This window comes from Kocuria sp. GQ42 (genome assembly GCF_059758435.1).
In genome coordinates this window covers 139416-163568 of sequence record NZ_JCAXEN010000002.1, presented here as the reverse complement: position 1 = coordinate 163568, position 24153 = coordinate 139416, and the positions used below count along the sequence as shown (strand labels likewise).

Genomic DNA, 24153 nt, shown 5'->3' with positions numbered 1-24153 from the left:
GCCGGTGGCCGGCCGCGGGGGCGGCCCGTGACGGGATCAGTCCCCGTTCCGGGCGGCGGCGTACGCGCGGGCGGCCCCGCGCAGGGCCCGTTCGGCGTCGAGCCCGCGGGCGGAGGCGGAGCGCACGAGCGCGAACAGCGCCTCGCCCAGCTCCTCCTCGGTGTGCGGGCCGCCGGGCTCCTCCGCGGCGGGGAGCCCGGGCTCGAGGTCGTGCTTGCGGGCCCGCGCGAGGGTCTTCTCCGCGAGGGCCAGGGCCGGCAGGTGCGGCGGGATGCCGTCGAAGGGCCCGGTCCGCTCGGGCTTCTCGGCCCGCTTGAGGTCCTCCCAGCGGGAGTGCAGCTGCTCGAGGGTCTGCTCCCCCGCGACGTCCCCGGTGGCGCCGGCGTCGAAGACGTGGGGGTGGCGGCGGACCAGCTTGGCGGTGATGGCCTCGAGCACGTCGGCCACGTCGAAGCCGCCCTCGGCGCGCGGGCGCTCCTGGGCGACCCGGGAGTGGAAGACCACCTGCAGCAGGACGTCCCCGAGCTCCTCGACGAGCAGCCCGGCGTGGGCCGCCGGCCCGCCCTCGGCCTCCACGGCCTCGACCACCTCGTAGGCCTCCTCCACGAGGTAGCGCACGAGGGACTCATGGGTCTGCTGCCCGTCCCACGCGCACCCGCCCGGGGAGCGCAGCCGGTCCATGACCGCCACGAGCTCCGCGAAGCGCTGCCCGGTCCGCTCCGGGACGCCGAGCCCCGCCGCGACGTCGTCGGTGCCGTGCCCCTGGCTCATGCGTGCATCCCCTCGAAGCCGTCGGTGATCATCCCGTCCAGGGCGGTGCGGTCCTCGAGCGGGAGGAAGGCGGCGGCCGCGGCGTTGCGCTGCAGCCGCTCCAGGTCCTCGAGCCCGTAGCCGAAGTGCTTCACGAGCAGGGCCAGCTCGTCCGTGACCGTGGTCCCGCTCATCAGCCGGTTGTCCGGGGAGATGGTCACCGTGAAGCCGGTCCGGTAGAGCATGTCCACCGGGTGCCGCTCGGGACCGCCGCCGAACGCTGCCACGGCCCCGGTCTGGAGATTGGACGTGGGGCACACCTCGAGGGCGATGCCCCGGTCCCGGACCCACTCGGCCGTGCGGCCGAGGTCGACGACGGCGACGTCCTCCAGGTAGTCGATGTCGATGTCCTCCGCGATGCGCACCCCGTGGCCCAGGCGCAGGGCGCGGCCCGTGGCCAGCGCGTCCCGGATCGACTCGATGCCGGCGGCCTCCCCGGCGTGGAGGGTGACGGGCACCAGCTCGTCCGCGAGCAGCTCGAGGGCGGCCCGGTGGCGGGCGGGCGGGAAGCCGTCCTCGGGTCCCGCGAGGTCGAAGGCCACCACGCCGCGGTCCCGGTTGTCCACCACGAGACGGGCGACCTCGAGGGAGCGCTCGGCGTGGCGCATGGCGCAGAGGATCTGGGTGACGGACACGATGTGGCCCGCGTCCTCCGCGGCCAGCACGCCCTCCGAGAGCCCGAGCCGGACGGCCTCGACGGCCTCCGCCATCGACAGGCCGCCGGCGGTGTGCTGCTCCGGGGCCCAGCGCACCTCGGCGTGGACCACCCCGTCCGCCACGAGGTCCTCGACGTACTCCCGGGCGCAGCGCACGAGCGCCTCGGGGGTCTGCATCACGGCGACCGTGTGCTCGAAGGTCGCCAGGTAGCGCAGCAGCGAGCCGGAGTCGGCGCTCTCCCGCACCCACCGGCCCAGCGCCTCGGGATCCTCGGCCGGCAGCCGGTGCCCGGCGGCGGCGGCCAGCTCGACCACCGTGGCCGGGCGCAGGGCGCCGTCGAGGTGGTCGTGCAGGCACACCTTGGGCAGGTCGCGCAGGACCCGGTCCGGCACGCGGCCCGGGTGCTGTTCGGCGGAGGTCAGCATCACGGTCGGGACGGCCCCTGTCTCGGTCGGTCTCAGTAGTTCCAGTCCTGCAGGGCCTCGTTCATGTGCTGCGGGATGTGCGCCCCGGTGCGGGGGTACATGCGCAGCTCCTCGAGGTAGTTCTGCGCGGGCAGCCGGTCCTCGTAGCGCACGAAGGCCTCCTCGTCCGCGTAGTCGAAGGACACCTCCGGGGGGATGCCCGGGCGGAAGCGGAACATCATCGCCAGCGGGGCCCCGTTGCCCTCCACGTAGGACTCGTCCTTGAACTCCTGCACGTGCAGCAGCTCCTCGGGGACGAGGTCGAAGGTGCGGCGCTGGTCCCAGAAGCCGTTCTTCCGCACGTGGGTCAGGGCGTCGTAGTAGGTGCCCAGGGCCCGCACCCGCACGAGCACGGTGGAGACGTCCATCGCCGTGCCGTCCTCGCCGAACAGGCGCCGCTGGGCGTCCGCGAGCCTGCGCAGGACGTCGACCTCCTTGAGCACGAGGTTGCCCTCGGCCAGCTTGTCCTGGGAGGGCCGGTCCTGGACCCCCGCCGGGGCCCGGTAGGACGGGGAGACGTCGGTGGAGACCGCGGTCTCCGGGGCGGAGGAGTCGTGGTCGTCCCCGGCGGCGGTGCCGGCGGCGGCCGCGGCGGCCGTCGCGGCCGCCGCCCCGGTGGGCGCGGCCGGTTCGACGTCCTCGTGCCACTCCTCGTGGTCGACGTGGTCGGGGACCTCGTGCTGGGCGGCGCCGTGGTCGGGGACGTCGTGGGCGGTGGCCTCCCGGTCGGCGGTGCGGTGCTCGTCCTGCTCCCGGCCGGCCGTGGGGACCTCCGTGGCGGGAGCAGTCCCGGGAACGGGCTCCGCCCCGGTGGTCGGCTCGGTGATCGGCTCGGCGACCGGCTCAGCGCTCTGCGCGGAGACCGGGCCGTCTGTCGGTTCGGGGACGGGGCCACGGGCGGCGCCGGTCGCGGAGGACCCGGTCCCGCCCGCAGCGGCTCCACCGGCAGCGGCGGCCGCGGCGACGGCGGGGACTCCCCCGGCCGAGTGCTCCGCGGCCGGGCCCGTCGGCTCGGACGCGGCGCCGGTCCCGGCCGCCTGGCGCTCGTCGTCGGACCGCTCCCCGGTGGGGCGCTCACCGGCGGGCCGGTCCTCGGCGGAGCTCGTCTCCGCGGCGGACCGCGTGTCCGCGGCAGCGGCGCCCGGCGTGGGCCGCCCCGACCGCCAGGTGCGGACGTCCTCGCTGCCGTCGGCGAAACCGTAGGTCGTCACCACGGAGCGGACCCCGTCCTGCTCCGGGCCCACCTCGATGCGGGCGTTCTGCCACGCGCCGCGCGGCGAGGACATGGCCTCGCTGTAGAGGTCGGCCACGGGGTCGAAGAGCGGCGAGTCCTGGTCCACGGTGCCGGACTCCACGGACGGGTCGGCGTCCCCCACGGACTGCTGGGTCTGGTGGGTCATGGTGTTGCCGCGCTGGACGAGCGTGAGCACGGCACGGTCGGCCCCCCGGGACGTCAGCCGGTCCACGAGGAAGGGCAGCGGTCCGCGGTCCGGCAGCGGGCGGACCTCCCCCGGGCCGTGCTCCTCGTGACCGTGCCCGTCCGGACCCCGGGAACCGGTGCCCCGGTCGCCGCCGTCCTGGCCCGTTTCCCGGGTCCCGGTGTCGGGGCCGGCGGTCGGACCGGCCGGCTGCTCGGGCCGTCCGGTCTCGTGGCGCGGTGTGCTGTCCTCGGTGTTCTTCCGGAAAATGCCTCGCAGACCCAACTGGACCCACCCTTCCGAGCGTGTGCGCACGCCCTCGGTTCTCGTTTCGCGCTGGTTCTCTCCGCAGTATAGGCGGGCCCGGCAGCCGGCCCCGGCGCTTCAGCGGCCGGCGATCACCGCACGGCCTCCAGGACCACGGCGCGGTCCGGCCGGGACACCGGCGCCTCCGGGGCGATCACGGCGGCGCCCTCGAGGGCCTCCCGGGCCCGCGCGAAGCGCTCGGGGGTGTCGGTGAGCAGGGTCAGCAGCGGCTGCCCGGCCCGGACGGCGTCCCCGGGCTTGGCGTGCAGCAGCACGCCGGCGCCGGCCTGGACGGGGTCCTCGCGCCGGGCGCGGCCCGCTCCGAGGCGCCAGGAGGCCACCCCCACCTGGTGGGCGTCGAGCTCGGCGAGCACGCCGTCGGCCTCGGCCACCACGGTCTCGGACTCCCGGGCCCGCGGCAGCGGGGCGTCGGGGTCGCCGCCCTGGGCGGCCACCATGGCCCGCCACACGTCCATGGCCCGGCCGTCCCGCAGCGCCTCCGCCGGATCAGCGTCCGGGAGCCCGGACGCGGCGAGCATCTCCGCGGCGAGCGCCACGGTGAGCTCCACGACGTCGGCCGGGCCGCCGCCGGCGAGCACCTCGACGGACTCCTGGACCTCCACGGCGTTGCCGACCGCCAGCCCGAGGGGCGTGGACATGTCGGTGAGCAGGGCGGTGGTCGTGACCCCGGCGCCGGTGCCGAGGTCGACCATCGTGCGGGCCAGCTCGCGGGCGGAGGCCAGGTCCTTCATGAACGCCCCGGAGCCCACCTTGACGTCGAGCACGAGGGACTGGGTTCCCTCGGCGATCTTCTTGGACATGATGGAGGACGCGATGAGCGGGATCGACTCGACCGTCCCGGTGACGTCCCGCAGCGCGTAGAGCTTCTTGTCCGCGGGCGCCAGGCCGGAGCCCGCGGCGCAGATCACCGCGCCCACGTCCCGCAGCTGGGCCAGCATCTCCTCGTTGGACAGGGCCGCCCGCCAGCCGGGGATGGACTCGAGCTTGTCCAGGGTGCCGCCGGTGTGGCCGAGGCCGCGCCCGGACAGCTGCGGGACGGCCACGCCGTACACGGCCACGAGCGGCGCCAGCGGCAGCGTGATCTTGTCCCCCACCCCGCCGGTCGAGTGCTTGTCCGCGGTGGCCGAGCGCGCCCCGGAGCGCACGAGCGCGGAGAAGTCCATCCGCTCGCCCGAGGCGATCATCGCCCGCGTCCAGCCCGCGATCTCGTCCCGGTCCATGCCCCGCAGGAAGATCGCCATGGCCAGGGCGCTCATCTGCTCCTCGGCCACGACCCCGCGGGTGTAGGCGTCCAGGACCCACGCGATCTGCCCGGGCGAGAGCGCACCGCCGTCGCGCTTGGTCCGGATGACGTCCACGGCGTCGAACTGCTCGGTCATGTGGGGTCCTTTCGGGGACTAGAGGTTCTCGGGGCCGAAGGCGTCGGGCAGCACCTCGGCCATGGTGCGCACCCCGGAGACGGTGAGCAGCCGCAGGCCGGGCGCGCGGTGCTCGTGCAGCAGCTGCCGGCACCGTCCGCAGGGCATGAGGACGTCGCCGTGCCCGTCCACGCACACGAACGCGACGAGCCGCCCGCCGCCGGACATGTGCAGCGCGGACACCAGGGCGCACTCGGCGCACAGGGTCAGGCCGTAGGAGGCGTTCTCCACGTTGCACCCGGAGACCACCCGCCCGTCCTCCGTGAGGGCGGCCGCGCCCACGGGGAAGCGCGAGTACGGGACGTAGGCGTGCTCGCGGGCGGCCACGGCCGCCTCCCGCAGCCGGTCCCAGTCGATCCGGGACCCGTCGTCGGTCGCCTCGCCGCCGGGGCGCAGGGGCTCGTTCACGGGGCGCTCACTCCTTGGTGTAGGGCTTGCCGATGGCCGCGGGACCGCGGGAGACCCCCACGAGCCCGGCCACGGCCAGGATCGTGACGACGTACGGGAGCATGGCCAGGAACTGGCTGGGCACGGGCGTGCCCAGGAAGGACAGGATCGACTGCAGGTTGGACGCGAAGCCGAACAGCAGGGACGCGAGCAGCGCCCCGACCGGGTTCCAGCGGCCGAAGATCAGGGCGGCCAGCGCGATGTAGCCGGCGCCGGAGGTCATGTCCCGGGTGAACGCGGAGACGGAGACCAGCGTGTAGAAGGCGCCGCCGAGGCCGGCGACCATCCCGCCGAGCAGCACGTTGCGGAAGCGCAGGGCGTTGACCTTCACGCCCAGGGTGTCCGCGGCCTTGGGGTGCTCCCCCACGGACCGGGTGCGCAGCCCCCAGCGGGTCCGGTAGAGCGCGAACCACACGAGCGCCACCGCGGCGTACATCAGGTAGCCGATCACGGACTGGTCGAAGACGATCGGCCCGATCAGGGGGATCTCCGAGAGCACGGGCACGGCGAAGCGCGGCAGCCGCGGCGGGGAGTTGAACACGCCCGGGTCCGACTCCAGCACCGTGGCGAAGAGGAAGCCGGTCAGCCCGGACACGAGCACGTTGAGCACCACGCCCACGATCACCTGGTTGACCCGGTAGGTGATCGCGAAGACCGCCAGGACGAGCGAGACGAGCCCGGCCCCCAGCACGGCGGCGAGCAGCCCCACCCAGGCGCTGCCGGAGAGGGAGCCGGCCACCGCCGCGGAGAACGCGCCGAACAGCAGCTGGCCCTCGATCGCGATGTTGATCACGCCGGAGCGCTCGCACAGCAGGCCGCCCAGGGACCCGAAGATCAGCGGGATGGCCAGGGCCACGGACCCGGCCAGCAGCCCGGACAGGGACACGTCCGGGCTGCGCGCGCTGCCCACGACCCACACGAGGAAGCCGCTGACGAAGAAGAAGCCGAAGACGAGCACCGCCCACCGGGGCAGGTGCGCCCCGGCCCGGGCGCGCAGGACCGCGAGGACCGTCAGCCCGGCGAGCACGGCCACGGTGAGCCAGCCCCACAGCACGCCGTGCACCACGAGGTCCGGCACGCGGAAGAGGTCGCCGGCCTCCGAGACGCGGAAGCTCACCGTGTTGTCCGGGGCGTTGAGCCCGAACAGCAGCAGGGCCACGAGGCTCAGGAGGCCGAGGACCACCGGGGTGCGCCAGCTGGTGACGCCCACGACCTCGTTGGCCGCGGTCGTGGACAGCTCCGCCTCGGCCGGCGGGGGCAGGGTCGTCGCGGCGGTGCCGCCGGCCGGGCCGCCGGCCGGGCCGCCGGAGTCCCAGGGCGCCTGCTCGGGGCGCGGTTCCGGATGCTGCGAGTTCATGCCCGGCCTCCCTCGGTGGCGGTGGCGGCGGTGGTGGCGGTGGCGCTCCCGCCGCGGCGGGATCGGACCCGGTCCTGCCCGGTCCGCACCAGCGGCGGCAGGGCGATGAACAGGACGATCAGGGACTGCACGACCAGGACGATGTCGATGTTCGTGCCGGTCATCGACTGCATGGTGACGCCCCCGGCGCGGAACCCGCCGTAGAGCAGGCCCGCGAAGAACGTGCCCCACGGCTTCGACCGGCCCAGCAGGGCCACCGTGATCGCGTCGAAGCCGAAGGACGCGGCGACGCCCGCGGTCAGCGCGCGCTCGGTGCCGGAGATCTGGGCCACGCCCGCCAGTCCCGCGAGGGCGCCCGCGAGGACCATGACGACGACGAAGCCGCGCGTGACCGAGATGCCGGCGGTCCGGGCCGCGCGCGGGTTGGCGCCCACGGCCCGCAGCTCGAAGCCGATCGTGGAGCGCTTGAGCAGCCAGGCGACGAACACCGTGGCGAGGACCGCGAGCACGAACCCCCAGTGCAGCCGGAACTGCTCGCCCAGCAGCTTGGGGAACATCGCGGTGTCCGCGACCTGGGGGCTCACGGGGTTCGAGGAGCCCGGGCGCAGGAACGCCGGGCGGGTGAGCAGCCAGGCGACGAGGTTGAGCGCGATGTAGTTGAGCATGATCGTCAGGATCACCTCGTGGGCGCCGGTGCGGGCCTTGAGCACGCCCACGATCGCCCCCCACAGCGCGCCGCCGAGGGCCCCGGCGAGGATCACGGCGAGCAGGTGCACGCCCACCGGCAGCTGCCAGGCGAAGCCGACCCAGGCGGCGAGCGCCGCGCCGATCAGCAGCTGCCCCTGGGCGCCGATGTTGAACAGCCCGGCCTGGAAGGCCACGGCCACGCCGAGCCCCGCCAGGATCAGCGGCGTGGCCACGGTGAGGGTCTCCGCGAGCGGGTAGACCCGCTGCGCGAACGTGCTGCCGTTCGGGTTGTAGACGGCGCCGTAGAACATCGCCTCGTAGGCGGAGGACGCGGCGGCCCACATGGCCGCGAGCGTGTCCCCGGGGCGGGCGAAGAGGTAGCTCGCGGCGTCGGCCACCCGGTCGTCGGTCAGGGCGATGAGGAGCCCGCCCAGGAGCAGGGCGGCGACGATCGCGAGCACGGACTGCACCGCGGAGCCGGTCCAGTCCCGCCGGGGGCTCCCGGGGCTGACGGCCGTGGGCGGCGGCGCCTTCTGCTGGTCGGCGGCCGCGGGGGCCGCTCCGGTGGCACTCATGCCTGCTCCTTCGGGTGCTGCGCCGCGGCCTGCGGGGCGCCGGCCTGCGGGGCATCGGTCGGTGGGGCGTCGGTCTGCGGGGGGACGGCCGGCTGCGTCCCGGTCCGCCGCGCGCCGTCGGGCCGGACGCCGGCCGCGCGGAGCTCCTCGGCGGTGGCCCCGGCCATCATCTGGCCCAGGACGTCGCGCGGGGTGTCGGGGCCCACGATGCCCATGATCCGGCCGTGGAAGAACACGGCGATCCGGTCCGCGAGCGCGTACACCTCGTCGAGCTCGGTCGAGACGATGAGCACGGCCACGCCCTTGTCCCGCTCGGCGACGATCTGCTCGTGGATGAACTCGATGGACCCCACGTCCACCCCGCGGGTGGGCTGGGAGGCGAGGAAGAGCTCGAGGGGCCGGGAGAGCTCCCGGGCGATGACGACCTTCTGCTGGTTGCCGCCGGAGAGGGTCTGCACGGGGGCGTCCACGGAGGGGGTGCGGACGTCGAACTGCTCGACGGCGCGACGGGCGTTGGCCTGGACCTCGCCCAGCCGCAGGGACGGGCCGCGGGAGAAGCGGTCGTCACCGTAGAGGTCCAGCACGAGGTTCTCGGCGACGGTGAACGGGCCCACGAGCCCGTCCGTGGAGCGGTCCTCCGGGACGAAGCCCACGCCGGCGTCGAGGACCTGGCGCACGGACTTCCCGAGCAGCTCCGTGCCGCCCAGCCGGATCGAGCCGGTGGCCCGCTCCCGCAGGCCGAGGATCGCCTCGGCCAGCTCCGTCTGGCCGTTGCCCTGCACGCCGGCCACCGCGAGGATCTCCCCGCGGGCCACGTCGAATCCGACGTCGTCGAGCAGCTTCACGCCGTTGTCCGCGACCACGGTGAGCCCGGAGACCTCCAGGGCCCGCTCCCCCGGCTCGGCCTCGCCCTTGGCGACGGTCAGGGACACGTCCCGGCCGACCATGAGGGCCGCGAGCTCGGAGGTCGAGGCCTCCGGGGACGTCTGCCCCACCACCCGGCCGCGGCGGATCACCGTGATGACGTCGGAGATCGCCTTGACCTCCCGCAGCTTGTGGGAGATGAACAGGATCGACTTCCCGGACCCGCGCAGCTGGCGCATGATCTCGAGCAGCTCGTCGGTCTCCCGGGGCGTGAGCACCGCGGTGGGCTCGTCGAGGATGAGCACCTGCGCCTCCCGCACGAGGGCCTTGATGATCTCGACGCGCTGCTGCACGCCCACGGGCAGGTCCTCGACCACGGCGTCCGGGTCCACGTGGAAGCCGTAGCGCTGCGAGATCTCCCGGATCCGGCGGCGGGTGGTCTCGAGGTCGAGGGTGCCGCCGCGGGTGCTCTCCGCGCCGAGGGCCACGTTCTCCGCGACGGTGAACACCGGCACCAGCATGAAGTGCTGGTGCACCATGCCGATCCCGGCGGCCATGGCGTCCCCCGGGCCCCGGAAGGACACCTCGGCACCGTCCACCAGGATGCGCCCCCCGCTCGGCCGGTACAGGCCGTAGAGGACGTTCATCAGGGTGGACTTGCCCGCCCCGTTCTCGCCGAGGAGGCAGTGGATCTGCCCGGGCTCCACGACGAGGTCGACGTCCTCGTTGGCCGCGAAGGAGCCGAACCGCTTGGTGATGGACTGCAGTTCCAGCTTCATGGTGGGGTGGTCCTCCTCCTGGGCCGTCCGCCGGCCCCGGGCGGGCACGCCACCGCCGCCAGCTGCGGCCGGGGCCCTCGCTGGCGGCGGTGGGTGCGGTGGTCGGTGTCGTCCGGGATCAGGCCTGCGGCGAGTTCTCGGACTCGACGGTGACCGTGCCGTCGATGATGTCCTGGCGCAGCTGCTCGACCTCGGCGGCGAGCTCCTCGCCCACGGCCTCCTCCTGGTCGTGGAACGGGGCGATGCCCACGCCGTCGTTCTCGAGGGTGCCGACGTAGGGCTCGTTGTTGAACTCGCCCTCGGCGGCCGACTCGACGACGTCCTGCACGGAGGTGCTCATCTGCTTGAGCACGGAGGTCAGCTGGTACTCCTGGCCCTGGTCGAGGGTCTCGTAGCCGTCGGCGTCGACCCACACGAAGCGGACCTCGTCGCCGCCGCCGCCGTTGGCCTCGACCACGGCGTCGAGGGTGCCGAGAGCCGCCTGCCCGGCCACGGGCAGCACGATGTCCGCGCCCTCGTTGATGAAGTTCTGCGTGGTGGTCTTCGCCGCGGAGGTGTCGGTGAAGCTGTTGACGAAGGTGCCGTCCTGGGAGTCCTTGTCCCAGCCCAGGAGTCGCACGTCCTCGCCCTTGGTCTCGTTGTAGTGGTCGATGCCGTCGGCGAAGCCGTCCATGAACACGGTCACGGTCGGGATGTCCATGCCGCCGTAGGTCGCCACGGTCCCGCTCTGGGTGCTGCCCGCCGCCACGTAGCCGGCGAGGAACGCGGCCTCGGCCGTGTTGTAGACGAGCGGCTTGACGTTGTCGAGCTCGATCGAGGCGTCGTCGACGATCGCGAAGTTGGACTCGGGGTTGGCCTCGGCCACGGCCCGGGTGGCGTCGGCGAGGAGGAAGCCCACGGACAGCGTGAGGTCGCACCCGGACTGCACCATGGACGTCAGGTTGGGCTCGAAGTCGGTCTCGGCCTGGGACTCGGCCTGGTTGACCTCGATGCCCATGGACTCCTCGACGGCCTGCAGGCCCTCGTAGGAGTTCTGGTTGAAGGAGCGGTCCTGGAACCCGCCGGAGTCGGAGACGATGCAGCCGGTGAAGTCGGTGGCCTGCTCCTGCGCCTCGCCGCCCTCCTCGGGGGCCGCGCCGCAGCCGGCGAGCACGAGGGCGGAGGCGCCGAGCAGCGCGGCGGCGGAGAGCGGGCGGGTTCCTCGGGACGTCCGGGGCGGGAAGGTCATGGTTCCTCCAGGTGACGGGCGCGGCCGGGCGGTGATCCCGGTCACGCGACAAGCGCGACGTGGTGCCACTCTACCCACGGGTAGTGGCGGGGCGCCGGAGGCCCGCGTTAATTCGTGGTGACGTCCGGCCGGGTCTGCCGGGAGTGCAGCCGGATGGCGCGCAGGGCCGTGTTGGCCATGACCTGGATGCCGCAGCCGATCGCGGCCTCGTCCGCCACGTAGTCCGACTGGTGCAGGTCGTAGGTGTGCCCGCCCCGCGTGCGCGTGCCCAGTCGCATCATCGCCCCGGGCACCTCCTGGAGGAACCACGCGAAGTCCTCCCCGCCCATCGACTGGTGCACCAGCACCACCGCGTCCTCGCCGAGCTCGGCGCGGGCGGCGTTCTCGATGAGCGTGGTCTCCACCTCCCCGTTGACCACGGGAGGGACGCCGCGGATGTGCTCCAGCTCCACGTCCACTCCGTAGGGCGCGGCCACCTGGTGCACGACCTCGTCGAGCAGCGTGCCCGCCCGGTGCCAGGCGTCGGCGTCGAGGCAGCGCATCGTCCCGGACATGAAGCCGGTGGCGGGGATGGCGTTGGGCGCCACGCCGGCGTGCATCTGGCCCCACACCACGGCCACGCCGGAGCGCACGTCGATCCGCCGGGAGAGCACGGCCGGGACGTTGACGGCGATCTGGGCCATCGCGTAGACGAGGTCCTGCGTGAGGTGGGGGCGGGAGGTGTGCCCGCCGCGGCCGGTGAACTCGATGCGCACGGTGTCGGAGGCGGACGTGATCGCGCCGATCCGGGTGCCGACCTGGCCGACGTCGACCTTGGGCTCGCAGTGCAGGGCGAACATCCGGGGCACGCCCTCGAGGACGCCCTGGCGCAGCACGGTGAGGGCGCCGCCGGGCAGCTGCTCCTCGGCGGGCTGGAAGACGATCCGCACGGTCCCGGCGATGTGCGCGGTCCGGTGCAGGTCCGCGAGCACCTTGGCCACGCCCACCATCACCGTGGCGTGGATGTCGTGCCCGCAGGAGTGCGCCACGCCGTCGTTGACGGAGGAGCACTCGAGGCCCGTGCCCTCCTGGATCGGCAGCGCGTCGATGTCCGCCCGCAGGCCCACGCCGATCGGGCCGTGCCCGATGTCCACGTAGCACCCGGTGTCCGAGAGCCGCACCGGGGACAGGCCCATGTTCTCCAGGGCGCCCACGATCCGGTCCGTGGTGCGGAACTCCTGGTAGGACAGCTCCGGGTGGCGGTGCAGGTCCCGCCGGAAGGCGATCAGGTCGGGCAGGTAGCGCTTGAGCAGGGGGCCGATGGCGGGCGGGAGGCCGGCCTCCAGGGCCGCGGCGGAGGATGGCGCGTCAGGCATCTGTCCAGACTACTCCCGGGCGCGCGCCGCCCCCGACGCTCACAGGACGTCCGTGTTGCCGCTCTGCTTGAGGGAGGCCACCGCGTCCTTGACGCGCTGGGCGTGCTCCCGGGTGGTCACCAGCAGCGCGTCCGGGGTGTCGACGACGACGATGTCCTCGACCCCGATCAGCGCGATCAGCCGGCCCGTGTCCGAGACGACGATGCCGCTGGAGCTGTCGGAGAGCACCCGGCTGTTGTCGCCGAGGACCGTGACGTCGGGGTCGGTCTCGGGGTCGACGTGGTTGAGCCGCCGGATCGCGGCGAAGTCCCCGACGTCGTCCCAGGTGAAGCTCGCCGGGACCATGGCCACGTCCCCGGCGGCCGCCGCGGGCTCGGCCACGGCGTAGTCGATCGCGATCTTGGGCAGCCCGGGCCACACCCGGTCCACCACCTCGTCCTGGGCGGGCGTGCCCCAGGCGTCGGCAATCTCGGTGAGCCCCGCGTGCAGCTCCGGCTGGCTCGCGGCGAGGTGGCGCAGCATCAGGGACGCGGGCGCCACGAACATCCCGGCGTTCCACGTGTAGTTGCCGCTCGCCACGTAGTGCCGGGCGGTGTCCTCGTCGGGCTTCTCGACGAACTCCTCGACCTGCAGGGCGTGGGGCGCGTCCGGCAGCCCGAGCTGGGCGCCGGCCCGGATGTAGCCGAAGCCGGTGGCCGGGGAGCTCGGCGGGATCCCGATCGTCACGATCCGCCCCGAGGCCGCCGCGGCCACGGCCTCCCGGACCACGTCCTGGAAGGCACCGGCGGGCTCGATCACGTGGTCGGCCGCGAAGGACCCGATGATCGCCTCGGGGTCGCGGCGCTGGACGAGCATGCAGGCCAGGCCGATGGCCGCCGCCGAGTCCTTCGGGGACGGCTCGAGCACGAGGTCGCCGGTGGAGAGCTCCGGGAGCTGGCGGCAGACCGCGGCCGCGTGCGTGCGCCCGGTCACGACCATGACCGGGCCGTCGCCCAGGCCCGCGAGCCGGTCGTACGTGGCGCGGAGCAGGGAGGAGCCGGAGCCGGTGAGGTCGAGCAGGAACTTGGGGGCGTCGGCCCGGGAGAGGGGCCACAGCCGGGAGCCCACCCCTCCGGCAGGGATGAAGGGGTGGAAGTGCGCGAGTGGGGAGGTCACGGACAACACCATACGACGTCGCCCGGGAGCCCACGGAAAACGACGTGCGCGCGCGGCGGAACCCGTGCGCCCGTGCGGGACAGCCTGTCAGTAAACACCGGTCGTGCTGGTATCGTGGGAGGGAACTCGCGCATCATCCGACACAGAGCCGGAGGGCTCCGCTCACGTCGTGCGCAGTGCGAATTCCCGAACATTTCTAGAGCGCACGACGGCGAGCGACTCAGGGAGGTTTTTCAGTGGCGAAGACATCCAAGGGCACCCTGTACCGCGGCCAGGCTCATGGCCAGTGGTCCTGGGTGGCCCATCGCATCACCGGCGTGGCCATCTTCTTCTTTCTCTTGGTCCACGTCCTGGACACGGCGCTCGTGCGGGTCTCCCCCGAGGCCTACAACGCGGTCATGGCGACCTACAAGAACCCGGTCATGGGCCTGGGCGAGGCCGGCCTCGTGGCGGCCATCGTCTACCACGCCTTCAACGGCCTGCGCATCATCATGGTCGACTTCTGGTCCAGCGGCACCAAGTACCAGAAGCAGATGCTCTGGGGCGTCCTGGCCCTGTGGGTCGTCGTCATGATCCCCTTCCTCATCCGTCATCTGTCCCACGTCTTCGGGGGTTAATCACTATGAGCACTCCGCTCAAGGCAAGCATCTCGGTCCCCCGGAGCAAGGACCTCGAGGTCAACGGCATCAAGTACAACCGCTCCTCGTCCCGCCGCAACAACTTCGAGATGTTCGCGTGGCTGTTCATGCGCCTGTCCGGCGTGATCCTGCTGGTGCTCGTCTTCGTCCACCTCTGGGTCAACCTCGTGGGCCCGGAGGGCGGCGTGAACGCCGTCGACTTCGCGTTCGTGGCCGGCAAGTGGGCCAGCCCGTTCTGGCAGGTCTTCGACATGCTCCTGCTGTGGCTGGCGATGCTGCACGGCACGAACGGGCTGCGCGTGATCATCGACGACTACGCGGAGAAGGACCGGACCCGGTTCTGGCTGAAGGTCTTCCTCTTCACCACGTCCGCCTTCGTGATCCTCCTCGGCACCCTCGTCATCTTCACCTTCGAGCCCTGCCCGGCCGGCGCGGACCCCGCGCTGCTCGCGAGCTTCTGCACCGCGGGCTGATCCCTGCCGGAGACGGCCCGCCCCGCGGCGGGCCGTCTCCGCCGTCCGGTCACAGGCGACCGGGCCCCAGCACATCCGACGGAACACCCAACAGAAAGAACAACCGGTATGCAGGTTCACAAGTACGACGTGGTCATCATCGGCGCCGGTGGTGCCGGTATGCGCGCCGCCATCGAGGCCGGTCAGCGCTCCCGCACTGCCGTACTGACCAAGCTGTACCCCACGCGGTCCCACACCGGCGCGGCGCAGGGCGGCATGTGCGCGGCCCTCGCCAACGTCGAGGAGGACAACTGGGAGTGGCACACGTTCGACACCATCAAGGGCGGTGACTACCTGGTCGACCAGGACGCCGCCGAGGTGATGGCCAAGGAGGCCATCGACGCCGTCCTCGACCTCGAGAAGATGGGCCTGCCGTTCAACCGCACCCCCGAGGGCAAGATCGACCAGCGCCGCTTCGGCGGCCACACCCGCGACCACGGCAAGGCCCCCGTGCGCCGCGCCTGCTACGCCGCGGACCGCACCGGCCACATGATCCTCCAGACGCTGTACCAGAACTGCATCAAGCACAACGTGGAGTTCTTCAACGAGTACTACGTCCTGGACCTGATCATGACCGAGGTCGACGGCCAGCGCCGCGTCGCCGGCGTCGTCTCCTACGACCTCGCCTCCGGGGAGCTGCACGTCTTCCAGGCCAAGTCCGTGGTCTTCGCCTCCGGCGGGGCGGGCAAGGTCTACAAGACGACCTCCAACGCCCACACGCTCACCGGCGACGGCATGGCCATCGCATTCCGCAACGGCCTGCCCCTCGAGGACATGGAGTTCATCCAGTTCCACCCCACCGGCCTGGCCGGGCTGGGCATCCTCGTCTCCGAGGCAGCCCGCGGCGAGGGCGGGATCCTGCGCAACGCCGACGGCGAGCGGTTCATGGAGCGCTACGCCCCGACCATCAAGGACCTCGCCCCCCGCGACATCGTGGCCCGCTCCATGGCCAACGAGGTGCGCGAGGGCCGCGGCGCCGGGCCGAACAAGGACTACGTCCTGCTCGACCTCACCCACCTCGAGCCGGCGCACATCGACGCGAAGCTGCCCGACATCACGGAGTTCGCCCGCACGTACCTGGGCGTGGAGCCCTACACAGAGCCCGTCCCGGTGTTCCCGACCTGCCACTACGCCATGGGCGGCATCCCGACCAACATCAAGGCCGAGGTGCTCCAGGACAACGAGAACGTGGTCCCGGGCCTGTACGCCGCCGGCGAGGTCGCCTGCGTGTCCGTGCACGGCTCCAACCGCCTGGGCACCAACTCGCTGCTGGACATCAACGTGTTCGGCAAGCGCGCCGGCATCTACGCCGCCGAGTACGCGCAGCGGGCCGAGTTCGTGCCCGTGCCGGACACCGCCCTGGACAGCACCGTGGCGCTGCTCGACAACGCCCGCAACGGCACCGGCACCGAGAAGGTCGCCGCGATCCGCAAGGACCTGCAGGACACCATGGACCTCAACGTCCAGGTGTTCCGCACCGCCGACACCCTGCAGACGGCGCTGGACGACATCGCCGCCCTCGAGGCCCGGTACGCGAACATCTCCATCCAGGACAAGGGCAAGCGCTTCAACCTGGACCTGCTGGAGGCCGTGGAGCTCGGTTTCCTCCTGCAGCTCGCGAAGGTCATGACCGTGGCCGCCCTGCACCGCACCGAGTCCCGCGGCGGGCACTTCCGGGAGGACTTCCCGGAGCGCGACGACGCCAACTTCATGAAGCACTCGATGGTCTACCTCGACCCCTCCTCCCCCACCGCGGGGATCCGGCAGGAGACGAAGCCCGTCATCTTCACCCGCTACGAGCCCATGGAGCGTAAGTACTGATGTCTACCGCACACACTCCCGACCGGCCCGAGGACGGCCGCGACGACGACCCCCAGGACCGCGCCCCCGAGCACGGCCACGCCCCGGGCCACGCCCAGGACGACCGCGCCGGCTACAAGACCGACGCGGACGCAGGGTCGGTCGACGAGCGCGACGAGGCCGCGGCTCCGGCCGTGGACCCCGCCGCGGAGAACGCCGAGGGCGGGGAGCCCGCCGCGCGCGTGGACCTGCCCGAGGAGCAGCAGGGCAGCGAGGAGATCCCGACCTTCGACCTCACCCTGCAGATCCGCCGCTACAACCCGGAGGTCTCCGACGAGGTCCGCTGGGACGAGTTCAAGCTCACCATGTACGGCACCGACCGTGTGCTGGACGCCCTGCACAAGGTGAAGTGGGAGATCGACGGCTCGCTGTCCTTCCGCCGCTCCTGCGCGCACGGCGTGTGCGGCTCGGACGCCATGCGCATCAACGGCCAGAACCGCCTCGCCTGCAAGGTGCTGCTCAAGGACCTCGATCTGTCCAAGCCCGTCACGGTGGAGCCCATCAAGGGCCTGCCGTGCGAGAAGGACCTGATCGTGGACATGGAGCCGTTCTTCCAGTCCTACCGCGAGATCATGCCGTTCCTCGTGGCCGGCGGCAACGAGCCGACCATGGAGCGCTACCAGTCCCAGGAGGACCGGGCGCGCTTCGACGACACCACCAAGTGCATCCTGTGCGCCGCGTGCACGTCGTCCTGCCCCGTGTTCTGGACCGACGGCCAGTACTTCGGTCCGGCGGCGATCGTCAACGCGCACCGGTTCATCTTCGACTCCCGCGACGACGCGGGGGACCTGCGCCTGGAGATCCTCAACGACAAGGAGGGCGTGTGGCGGTGCCGCACGACCTTCAACTGCACCGAGGCGTGCCCGCGCGGCATCCAGGTCACGAAGGCCATCGCCGAGGTCAAGAACGCCATCCTGAGCCGCTCCATGTGAGCGTGCCCCCAGGCCGCCGCGGCCCGTCCCCTGCACGGCAGGGGGCGGGCCGCCGTCGTCCGTGCGCGGCGGCGGCTCAGCGGCGCCCGGTCAGGGTGGCCATGGGCACCACGGTGATCGCCACGGTCTCGCCGTCGGGGTGCACCCGCCCGCCGCGCTGGTCCGCGTGCACGATCGCCCCGATCGCCGCCGAGAACAGCAGGATCTGGTTGAACAGGTAGAACCACAGGAGCACGCCCACCACGAGGGCGACCGAGAGCAGGTACGGGTTGGTGGTGGCCCCGGCGACCACCGTGCCCCCGATGTAGCGCAGCGCGAAGCTGCCGGCCGCCGCGGCGAGCACGGTGACGGCCAGGGCGCGGCGGGTGATCCGCAGCCCGGCCACGCCCCGCACGAGCTCGAGGGCGAACAGGGCGTCCAGCACGACGACGAGCAGGGTGCTCAGCGCCCAGATCAGCCCGGTGCGCAGCCAGTCGGGGCCGCTGCCCCAGCCGAGCTCCCCGGCGGTGTCCAGCAGGAAGCCCAGGAGGCCCGAGGCCGCGCCGTTGGCCACGACCGAGAGGGCGAGCAGCACGCCCAGCAGGAGCAGCCCCAGCAGGTCGCGCGGCACGGCCGCGATGGGCAGGCCCTGCGCGGGGGGCACCTCGAAGAGCCGGCGGAACGCGAGCCGCACCCCGGAGACCCAGCGCCAGCCGGAGAAGAACAGGACCGCGCCGCCGATCACCGTGGCCAGGGTGAAGGGGCGGGTGTCCTCGAGCAGCTCGAGGGGGACCACTCCCCCGTCCCCGGTGTCCAGCAGGCCGGGGACCCGCTCGGTCACGGCCTCCACCACGGCGTCGCGCACCAGGGGGTCGTTGCCGAGGAACACGCCGATCACGGAGAAGCCCATCACCAGCAGGGCGGTGGACGCGAAGATCAGCACGAAGGACAGGCCCGCCGCCATGAGGGGCCCGCCGTGGAAGAGGTAGTGCAGGACCACGCGGACCGGCATCCGCCGGTAGGTCTCGGCGAGCGCCACCGCGAGCACCGAGCCGGCCAGCCCGAGGGCGCCGGCGCCGGCGGCCCGCTTCTCGCGCAGCAGCGCCCGCTGGCGCAGGGCCTCGCGCCGCATGCCGTGGCGGTCGATCGCGCGCGGCGGCAGCTCGGGGGCGGGGCCGGTGCGGGGACCGGCGCGGGTGCTCATGGCCGGGCGGCTCAGCGCCGGTCGCGGTCGCGCCCCGAGAAGGGGAACTCCTCGCGGATCCGCCAGACGCCCCGGCCGTCGAGCTCGTAGAGACCGATCCGGTCCACGAGGAACCCGGCGCGGTAGGTCCGCAGCATCTCCTGGGCGCGGTCGAGATCCTCCTCCTCCACGGCCTGGGCGATCGTGACGTGGGGGTGGAACTCGAAGGGGGACGCCGAGACGAGCTGCTCCTCGTGCAGGGCGTCGTGCAGCGCGCGGCACTGCTCCTCGCCCTCCTGGATGCGGAGGTAGACCACGGGGCTCACGGGGCGGAACGTGCCGGTGCCGTTGATCTCCACCCGGAACGGCTCCCACTCGCGGGCCACGGCGCCGACCCGCTGCACGACGTCCGCCCAGCGCTCCGCCTGCGGGGCGATCATCAGCGTGATGTGCGCCGGCACGGCGTAGGAGGCGGGGTCCCCGAAGGACGCGCGCCAGTCCTGGAGCTCCCGGCCCACGGGCTCGGGCAGCTCGATCACCACGCCCGCGTACACCTGGCCGGGGCGGATGGTGGGGGACTGCTGTGTTCGGGTCAACTCAACTCCTCACAGGACGGGACCCAGCCTAGCCCAGCCCCCCGGACCCGCCCAGGCGCGGCAGGAAGCCCATCCGGTCGTAGACCCCCGCCAGGGTCCGGACGGTGATCTCGCGGCCCTTCTCGGCGCCCCGGGCGAGGAGGCGGTCCAGCTCCGCGGGGTCGTCCAGCAGCTCCTGGGCGCGGGCCTGGATCGGGTCCAGGGTCTCGGTGACCACCTCGGCCAGCCCCACCTTGAGGTGGCCGTACAGCTTCCCCTCGTACTCCGCCACGAGGTCGGCCACGGGCCGTCCGGTGAGCGCCGAGTACACGGTCAGCAGGTTGGCGATGCCCGGCTTGGTCTCGCGGTCGAAGCGGATCTCCGTGCCGTCGTCGGTGACCGCGGACTTGATCTTCTTCGCGTTCTTCTTGGCCGGGTCGAGCAGCCTGATCAGCCCGCTCTCGGACGCGGCGGACTTGGACATCTTGGCGGTGGGGTTCTGCAGGTCGTAGACCTTGGCGGACTCGGCGAGGATCTTCGCGTCCGGCACCACGAACGTGTCCCCGAAGCGGGTGTTGAAGCGCTGGGCGAGGTTGCGGGTCAGCTCGAGGTGCTGGCGCTGGTCCTCCCCCACCGGGACCTGGTGCGCCTGGTAGATCAGGATGTCGGCGGCCATGAGCACCGGGTAGGCGAACAGGCCGACCGTGGCGTTCTCGGCACCCTGACGGGCGGACTTGTCCTTGAACTGCGTCATCCGGGACGCCTCGCCGAAGCCCGTGATGCAGTTGAGCGCCCAGGCCAGCTGGGCGTGCTCGGGCACGTGGGACTGCACCAGCAGGGTGGAGCGCTCGGGGTCGATGCCCGCGGCGATGTACTGGGCCGCCGTGACGCGGGTCCGCTGGGCCAGGGCGGCCGGGTCCTGCTCGGCGGTGATGGCGTGCAGGTCGGCCACGAAGAACACGCACTCGTTGTCGTCCTGCAGGTCCACCCAGTTGCGCACGGCCCCCACGTAGTTGCCCAGGTGCAGGGAGTCCGCCGAGGGCTGCACCCCCGAGACGACACGGGGCTTGCCGGAGGCGGTGGGGACGTCGAACGGTACGGGCTCAGGGGTCACGGTGCGGGGTCCTTCGATCGGGCGGGCGCCGTCGGGGCGCGGAGCGGGCGAACGGGTCAGAGCTGGTAGTCGACCACCACGGGCGCGTGGTCGGAGAAGCGGGTGTCGTAGCTGGGGGCGCGGTCCACGGCGGCGGTCACCGCCCGGGCCGCGAGCCCCGGGGTGGCCATGTGGTAGTCGATGCGCCACCCGGCGTCGGTGTCGAAGGCCTTGCCGCGGTAGGACCACCACGTGTACGGCCCGGGGACCGGTCCGGCCAGCTCCCGGGCGACGTCCTTGTACCCGTGCTCGCCGAAGAAGCGGTCGAAGTAGGCGCGCTCCTCGGGCAGGAAGCCGGCGTTCTTGACGTTGCCCTTCCAGTTCTTGATGTCGAGCTCCGTGTGCCCCACGTTGAGGTCTCCGACGACGAGCACGTGCTCCCGGGTGCGGGCGAGCTCGGGCAGCCGCTCGGTCATGACGTCGAGGAAGCGGTACTTGTCGTCCTGGCGGGGGGTGCCGACCTCCCCGGAGTGGACGTAGGCCGAGACCACGGTGAGCGTGGTGCCGTCGGCCAGGTCGTGGTCCGTCTCGACCCACCGGCCCGCGGTCTCGAAGTGCTCGTGGCCGATGGAGTCGCGCCGCCGCACGGACAGCAGGGACCCGTCCCGGGCGTCCCGGCGGGTGGCCACGGCCACGCCCGCCCGGCCCTTGTCGGCGGCCTCGGCGTGGTGGACGTCCCACACCTGCTCGTCGAGCAGGTCCCGGACGATCCGGTCGGGGGCCCGGACCTCCTGCAGGCACAGGATGTCGACGTCACGGCCCGCCAGCCAGTCGGCCATGCCGCGCTTGTAGGCGGCGCGGATGCCGTTGACGTTGACGGTGGCGACGCGCAGGACGTTCTCGGGGCGGGACATGCGGGGGCACCTGGCTTCCGGGTGGTGGTGAGCGGGGGTCGTGCTGTGGGGGTTCGTGCCGCGGGGCGGTCGGGGTCAGTCGACCACGGTGCCGCTGAGGGGCTCCTGGCGCAGCATGCTCATCCCGTTGCCGGCCGTGATGTCGATGGTGTCGAGGGCGCGGTCCAGCGCCTCGCGCTCGGGGCCCTCGACGGGCAGCGCGGCGAGCTCCTGCTTGATCACCTTGGACTGGACCAGGACGATCTGGAAGCTGTGGGAGAGCTTCTCGTCCCGCATGGAGCCGGCGGCGGACCCGGTGACGGTGGGGGCGCGGCCGGTGCCGCTGCGCAGCTGCTCCCGGGCCTCGTCGACCTGCCGGCGGCCGAAGCGGGCGGCCTTGCGGACCATGAGCACCACCCAGGTGGCGAGCAGCAGCCAGCCGAGGGCGATGCCGGCGAGCGCCCAGCCCAGCCACGAGTTGGCGTTCGCGGCCTGCAGCAGCGCCACCACGAAGATCACCACGAGCACGGCCAGCCCGATCACCGTGCCCCACAGGGCGGTGCGGGAGGCGGGCTCGGCGGCCGGGGCGGTGGACGGGGTCGGGGATCCGAGGGAGCGCATGGTCCCCATTGTCTCAAATCCCGGCCCGGGCCACGAACCGGCGCGGGCGCCGTCCCCGCCCGGTCCCGGGGACGGCCGCGCCCCCGGGAGCGAGGGCTCCCGGGGGCGCGGCGCGGTGGACGGTGCTCAGCGGAGGCCGGCGTGCCGCTCGGCGGTCTCCACCACGTTGAGCAGCAGCATGGCCCGGGTCATGGGCCCCACCCCGCCGGGGTTGGGGGAGATCCAGGAGGCCTTCTGCGCGGCGGCCGGGTCGATGTCCCCGGTGAGCCTCTTCTTCCCGGTCTCGGGGTCCTCCACGCGGGAGACCCCGACGTCGAGGAGCACCACGCCGTCCTTGAGGCTGTCGGCCGTGATCATGTGCGGCCGCCCGGCGGCGGCCACGACGACGTCGGCCTGGGCCAGCAGCGCGTCGAGGTCCTGCGTGCCGGTGTGGGCGAGGGTGACCGTGGCGTTGATCTCCTTGCGGGTCAGCAGCAGCCCGATCGGCCGTCCGACGGTCACGCCGCGGCCCACGACGAGCACGTGCCGGCCCGCGAGCTCGACGTCGTTGCGGCGCAGCAGCTCGATCACCCCGTTCGGCGTGCACGGCAGCGGGGAGGTCATCGGCTCGGAGACGTTGAGCACGAGGCGGCCGAGGTTGGTCGGGTGCAGCCCGTCGGCGTCCTTGTCCGGGTCGATGCGCTCGAGGATCGCGTTGGTGTCGATGTGCCCGGGCAGCGGCAGCTGGACGATGTAGCCGGTGCACGCGGGGTCCGCGTTGAGCTCGTCGAGGACGCGCTCGAGCTCCTCCTGGGAGACGTCCGCGGGCAGGTCGCGGCGGATCGAGGAGATGCCGACCTCGGCGCAGTCCTTGTGCTTGCCGCCCACGTAGGAGTGCGAGGCGGGGTCGTCGCCCACGAGCACCGTGCCGAGGCCGGGGGTGATCCCCCGCTCCGCCAGCACGGCCACGCGCTCGGCGAGCTCGGTCCTGATGGCGGCGGAGGCCGCCCGTCCGTCGAGGATCCGTGCGCCCACGCTCACCACTCCTCGAGGCCGTCGTAGAGCGGGAAGTCCGCGGCCAGCCGGTCCACGCGGGCCCGCAGGGCGTCGATGTCGGCCCCGGGCTTGAGGGCGGTGGCGATGATCTCGGCGACCTCCTCGAACTGCGGTGCGCCGAAGCCGCGCGTGGCCAGCGCGGGGGTGCCGATCCGCAGCCCGGAGGTGACCATCGGCGGCCGCGGGTCCCACGGCACGGCGTTGCGGTTGACGGTGATCCCCGCCCGGTGCAGGAGGTCCTCGGCCTGCTTGCCGTCCAGCTCGGAGTCGCGCAGGTCCACCAGGACCAGGTGCACGTCGGTGCCGCCGGTCAGCACGGACACCCCGGCCCGGGCGACGTCGTCGGCCCCGAGGCGCTCGGCGAGGATCCGGGCGCCCTCGACCGTGCGCTCCTGGCGGGCGCGGAACTCCTCGGTGGCCGCGATCTTGAAGGCCACGGCCTTGCCCGCGATGGCGTGCATGAGCGGGCCGCCCTGCTGGCCAGGGAAGACGGCGGAGTCGATCTTCTTCTTGAGCTCACCCGTGGTCAGGATCACGCCGGAGCGGGGTCCGGCGAGGGTCTTGTGCACGGTCGAGGTGACCACGTGGGCGTGCGGCACGGGGTTGGCGTGCAGGCCCGCGGCCACGAGGCCCGCGAAGTGGGCCATGTCCACCCACAGCTTCGCCCCGACCTCGTCGGCGACCGCGCGGAACGCCTCGAAGTCCAGCTCCCGCGAGTACGCGGACCAGCCGGCCACGATGACCTGCGGGCGCTCGGCGAGGGCCTGCTCCCGGACCCTGTCCATGTCGATCGTGTAGGTGTCGGGGTCGACCTCGTAGGCCGCGATCTCGTAGAGCTTGCCGGAGACGTTGAGCTTCATCCCGTGGGTGAGGTGGCCGCCGTGGGCCAGGGAGAGGCCCATCAGCTTGTCGCCGGGGGTCATGAGCGCCTGCATGACGGCCGTGTTGGCCTGGGCGCCGGAGTGCGGCTGCACGTTGGCGTGCTTGGCGCCGAACAGGGCCGTGGCCCGGTCCCGGGCCAGGTTCTCGACGACGTCGACGAACTCGCAGCCGCCGTAGTAGCGGCGCCCGGGATAGCCCTCGGCGTACTTGTTCGTCAGCACCGAGCCCTGGGCCTCGAGGACCGCCCGGGGCGCGAAGTTCTCGGAGGCGATCATCTCGAGGGTGCCGCGCTGGCGGCCGAGCTCGTCGGCGATCGCCGCCGCGATCTCCGGATCGACCTCGGTGAGGGGCTGGTTGGTGACGGACGGGGACGTGCTCGTGGACATGCCGCTCCTGAAGTCGGGGACCT

The 24153-nt window shown here is 72.9% G+C and carries 22 protein-coding genes; 4 read left to right on the top strand and 18 right to left on the bottom strand.

Features of this window, described 5'->3' with window-relative positions; genetic code table 11:
• Window positions 1-36 precede the first annotated feature (36 nt).
• From AC6CH6_RS06240 to AC6CH6_RS06190, 11 genes are all read right to left on the bottom strand, one after another.
• Window positions 37-771 (bottom strand): MazG nucleotide pyrophosphohydrolase domain-containing protein, encoded by a 735-nt coding sequence (locus tag AC6CH6_RS06240; protein ID WP_498254455.1) that lies wholly within the window; start codon window positions 769-771, stop codon window positions 37-39.
• Window positions 768-1892, bottom strand: a complete 1125-nt coding sequence (locus tag AC6CH6_RS06235) for an adenosine deaminase (RefSeq protein ID WP_133410722.1) — start codon at window positions 1890-1892, stop codon at window positions 768-770. Before AC6CH6_RS06235 ends, AC6CH6_RS06240 begins: the two co-directional genes overlap by 4 nt.
• A gap of 32 nt (window positions 1893-1924) precedes the next feature.
• On the bottom strand, window positions 1925-3664 hold the full coding sequence (locus AC6CH6_RS06230) for a hypothetical protein (RefSeq protein WP_498254454.1): 1740 nt from the start codon (window positions 3662-3664) through the stop codon (window positions 1925-1927).
• A gap of 83 nt (window positions 3665-3747) precedes the next feature.
• The gene (locus tag AC6CH6_RS06225) at window positions 3748-5055 is read right to left on the bottom strand and encodes a thymidine phosphorylase (protein ID WP_498254453.1); all 1308 of its coding nucleotides are present in this window, start codon (window positions 5053-5055) and stop codon (window positions 3748-3750) included.
• An 18-nt stretch (window positions 5056-5073) separates the two neighbouring features.
• Window positions 5074-5502 carry a cytidine deaminase gene (locus AC6CH6_RS06220; protein ID WP_144836510.1) on the bottom strand — a complete coding sequence of 143 codons (429 nt, stop codon included), beginning with the start codon at window positions 5500-5502 and terminating at the stop codon, window positions 5074-5076.
• A gap of 7 nt (window positions 5503-5509) precedes the next feature.
• The gene (locus tag AC6CH6_RS06215) at window positions 5510-6898 is read right to left on the bottom strand and encodes an ABC transporter permease (RefSeq protein ID WP_498254452.1); all 1389 of its coding nucleotides are present in this window, start codon (window positions 6896-6898) and stop codon (window positions 5510-5512) included.
• Entirely contained in the window at window positions 6895-8160 is a 1266-nt protein-coding gene (locus AC6CH6_RS06210) for an ABC transporter permease (RefSeq protein WP_498254451.1), read from the bottom strand. Before AC6CH6_RS06210 ends, AC6CH6_RS06215 begins: the two co-directional genes overlap by 4 nt.
• Window positions 8157-9803 carry an ABC transporter ATP-binding protein gene (locus AC6CH6_RS06205; RefSeq protein WP_498254450.1) on the bottom strand — a complete coding sequence of 549 codons (1647 nt, stop codon included), beginning with the start codon at window positions 9801-9803 and terminating at the stop codon, window positions 8157-8159. The genes AC6CH6_RS06210 and AC6CH6_RS06205 overlap by 4 nt, the downstream gene beginning before the upstream one ends.
• Before the next feature lie 118 nt (window positions 9804-9921).
• On the bottom strand, window positions 9922-11031 hold the full coding sequence (locus AC6CH6_RS06200) for a BMP family lipoprotein (RefSeq protein ID WP_133410611.1): 1110 nt from the start codon (window positions 11029-11031) through the stop codon (window positions 9922-9924).
• Between the two features lie 107 nt (window positions 11032-11138).
• Window positions 11139-12386, bottom strand: a complete 1248-nt coding sequence (locus AC6CH6_RS06195) for an amidohydrolase (protein WP_133410612.1) — start codon at window positions 12384-12386, stop codon at window positions 11139-11141.
• A gap of 39 nt (window positions 12387-12425) precedes the next feature.
• On the bottom strand, window positions 12426-13553 hold the full coding sequence (locus AC6CH6_RS06190) for a sugar phosphate nucleotidyltransferase (protein ID WP_419968049.1): 1128 nt from the start codon (window positions 13551-13553) through the stop codon (window positions 12426-12428).
• A gap of 224 nt (window positions 13554-13777) precedes the next feature.
• Between AC6CH6_RS06190 and sdhC the strand changes: the two genes are divergently transcribed.
• The 4 genes from sdhC (at window position 13778) to AC6CH6_RS06170 (ending at window position 17483) form a co-directional block, all read left to right on the top strand.
• Window positions 13778-14158 carry a succinate dehydrogenase, cytochrome b556 subunit gene (sdhC, locus tag AC6CH6_RS06185; protein ID WP_017832184.1) on the top strand — a complete coding sequence of 127 codons (381 nt, stop codon included), beginning with the start codon at window positions 13778-13780 and terminating at the stop codon, window positions 14156-14158.
• A 5-nt stretch (window positions 14159-14163) separates the two neighbouring features.
• Window positions 14164-14652 (top strand): succinate dehydrogenase hydrophobic membrane anchor subunit, encoded by a 489-nt coding sequence (locus AC6CH6_RS06180; RefSeq protein ID WP_017832183.1) that lies wholly within the window; start codon window positions 14164-14166, stop codon window positions 14650-14652.
• A 108-nt stretch (window positions 14653-14760) separates the two neighbouring features.
• Window positions 14761-16512: a succinate dehydrogenase flavoprotein subunit gene (gene sdhA, locus AC6CH6_RS06175; RefSeq protein ID WP_017832182.1), complete on the top strand. Its 1752-nt coding sequence runs from the start codon at window positions 14761-14763 to the stop codon at window positions 16510-16512.
• Entirely contained in the window at window positions 16512-17483 is a 972-nt protein-coding gene (locus tag AC6CH6_RS06170) for a succinate dehydrogenase iron-sulfur subunit (protein WP_498254449.1), read from the top strand. Before sdhA ends, AC6CH6_RS06170 begins: the two co-directional genes overlap by 1 nt.
• Before the next feature lie 76 nt (window positions 17484-17559).
• Here the strand turns inward: AC6CH6_RS06170 and AC6CH6_RS06165 are convergent, their stop codons facing one another.
• The 7 genes from AC6CH6_RS06165 to glyA form a co-directional block, all read right to left on the bottom strand.
• Entirely contained in the window at window positions 17560-18666 is a 1107-nt protein-coding gene (locus tag AC6CH6_RS06165; RefSeq protein ID WP_498254448.1) for a YihY/virulence factor BrkB family protein, read from the bottom strand.
• Between the two features lie 11 nt (window positions 18667-18677).
• The gene (locus tag AC6CH6_RS06160; RefSeq protein ID WP_133410615.1) at window positions 18678-19241 is read right to left on the bottom strand and encodes a 2'-5' RNA ligase family protein; all 564 of its coding nucleotides are present in this window, start codon (window positions 19239-19241) and stop codon (window positions 18678-18680) included.
• Between the two features lie 28 nt (window positions 19242-19269).
• Window positions 19270-20334, bottom strand: a complete 1065-nt coding sequence (gene trpS / locus AC6CH6_RS06155) for a tryptophan--tRNA ligase (protein ID WP_498254447.1) — start codon at window positions 20332-20334, stop codon at window positions 19270-19272.
• 56 nt (window positions 20335-20390) lie between these two features.
• Entirely contained in the window at window positions 20391-21227 is an 837-nt protein-coding gene (locus AC6CH6_RS06150; RefSeq protein ID WP_498254446.1) for an exodeoxyribonuclease III, read from the bottom strand.
• A gap of 75 nt (window positions 21228-21302) precedes the next feature.
• Window positions 21303-21827 (bottom strand): hypothetical protein, encoded by a 525-nt coding sequence (locus AC6CH6_RS06145; RefSeq protein WP_498254445.1) that lies wholly within the window; start codon window positions 21825-21827, stop codon window positions 21303-21305.
• 126 nt (window positions 21828-21953) lie between these two features.
• A complete protein-coding gene (locus AC6CH6_RS06140; protein WP_498254444.1) occupies window positions 21954-22841 on the bottom strand; it encodes a bifunctional methylenetetrahydrofolate dehydrogenase/methenyltetrahydrofolate cyclohydrolase in 888 nt (295 codons plus the stop codon).
• Window positions 22842-22843: 2 nt separating this feature from the next.
• Window positions 22844-24130 carry a serine hydroxymethyltransferase gene (glyA, locus tag AC6CH6_RS06135; RefSeq protein WP_498254443.1) on the bottom strand — a complete coding sequence of 429 codons (1287 nt, stop codon included), beginning with the start codon at window positions 24128-24130 and terminating at the stop codon, window positions 22844-22846.
• Window positions 24131-24153 lie beyond the last annotated feature (23 nt).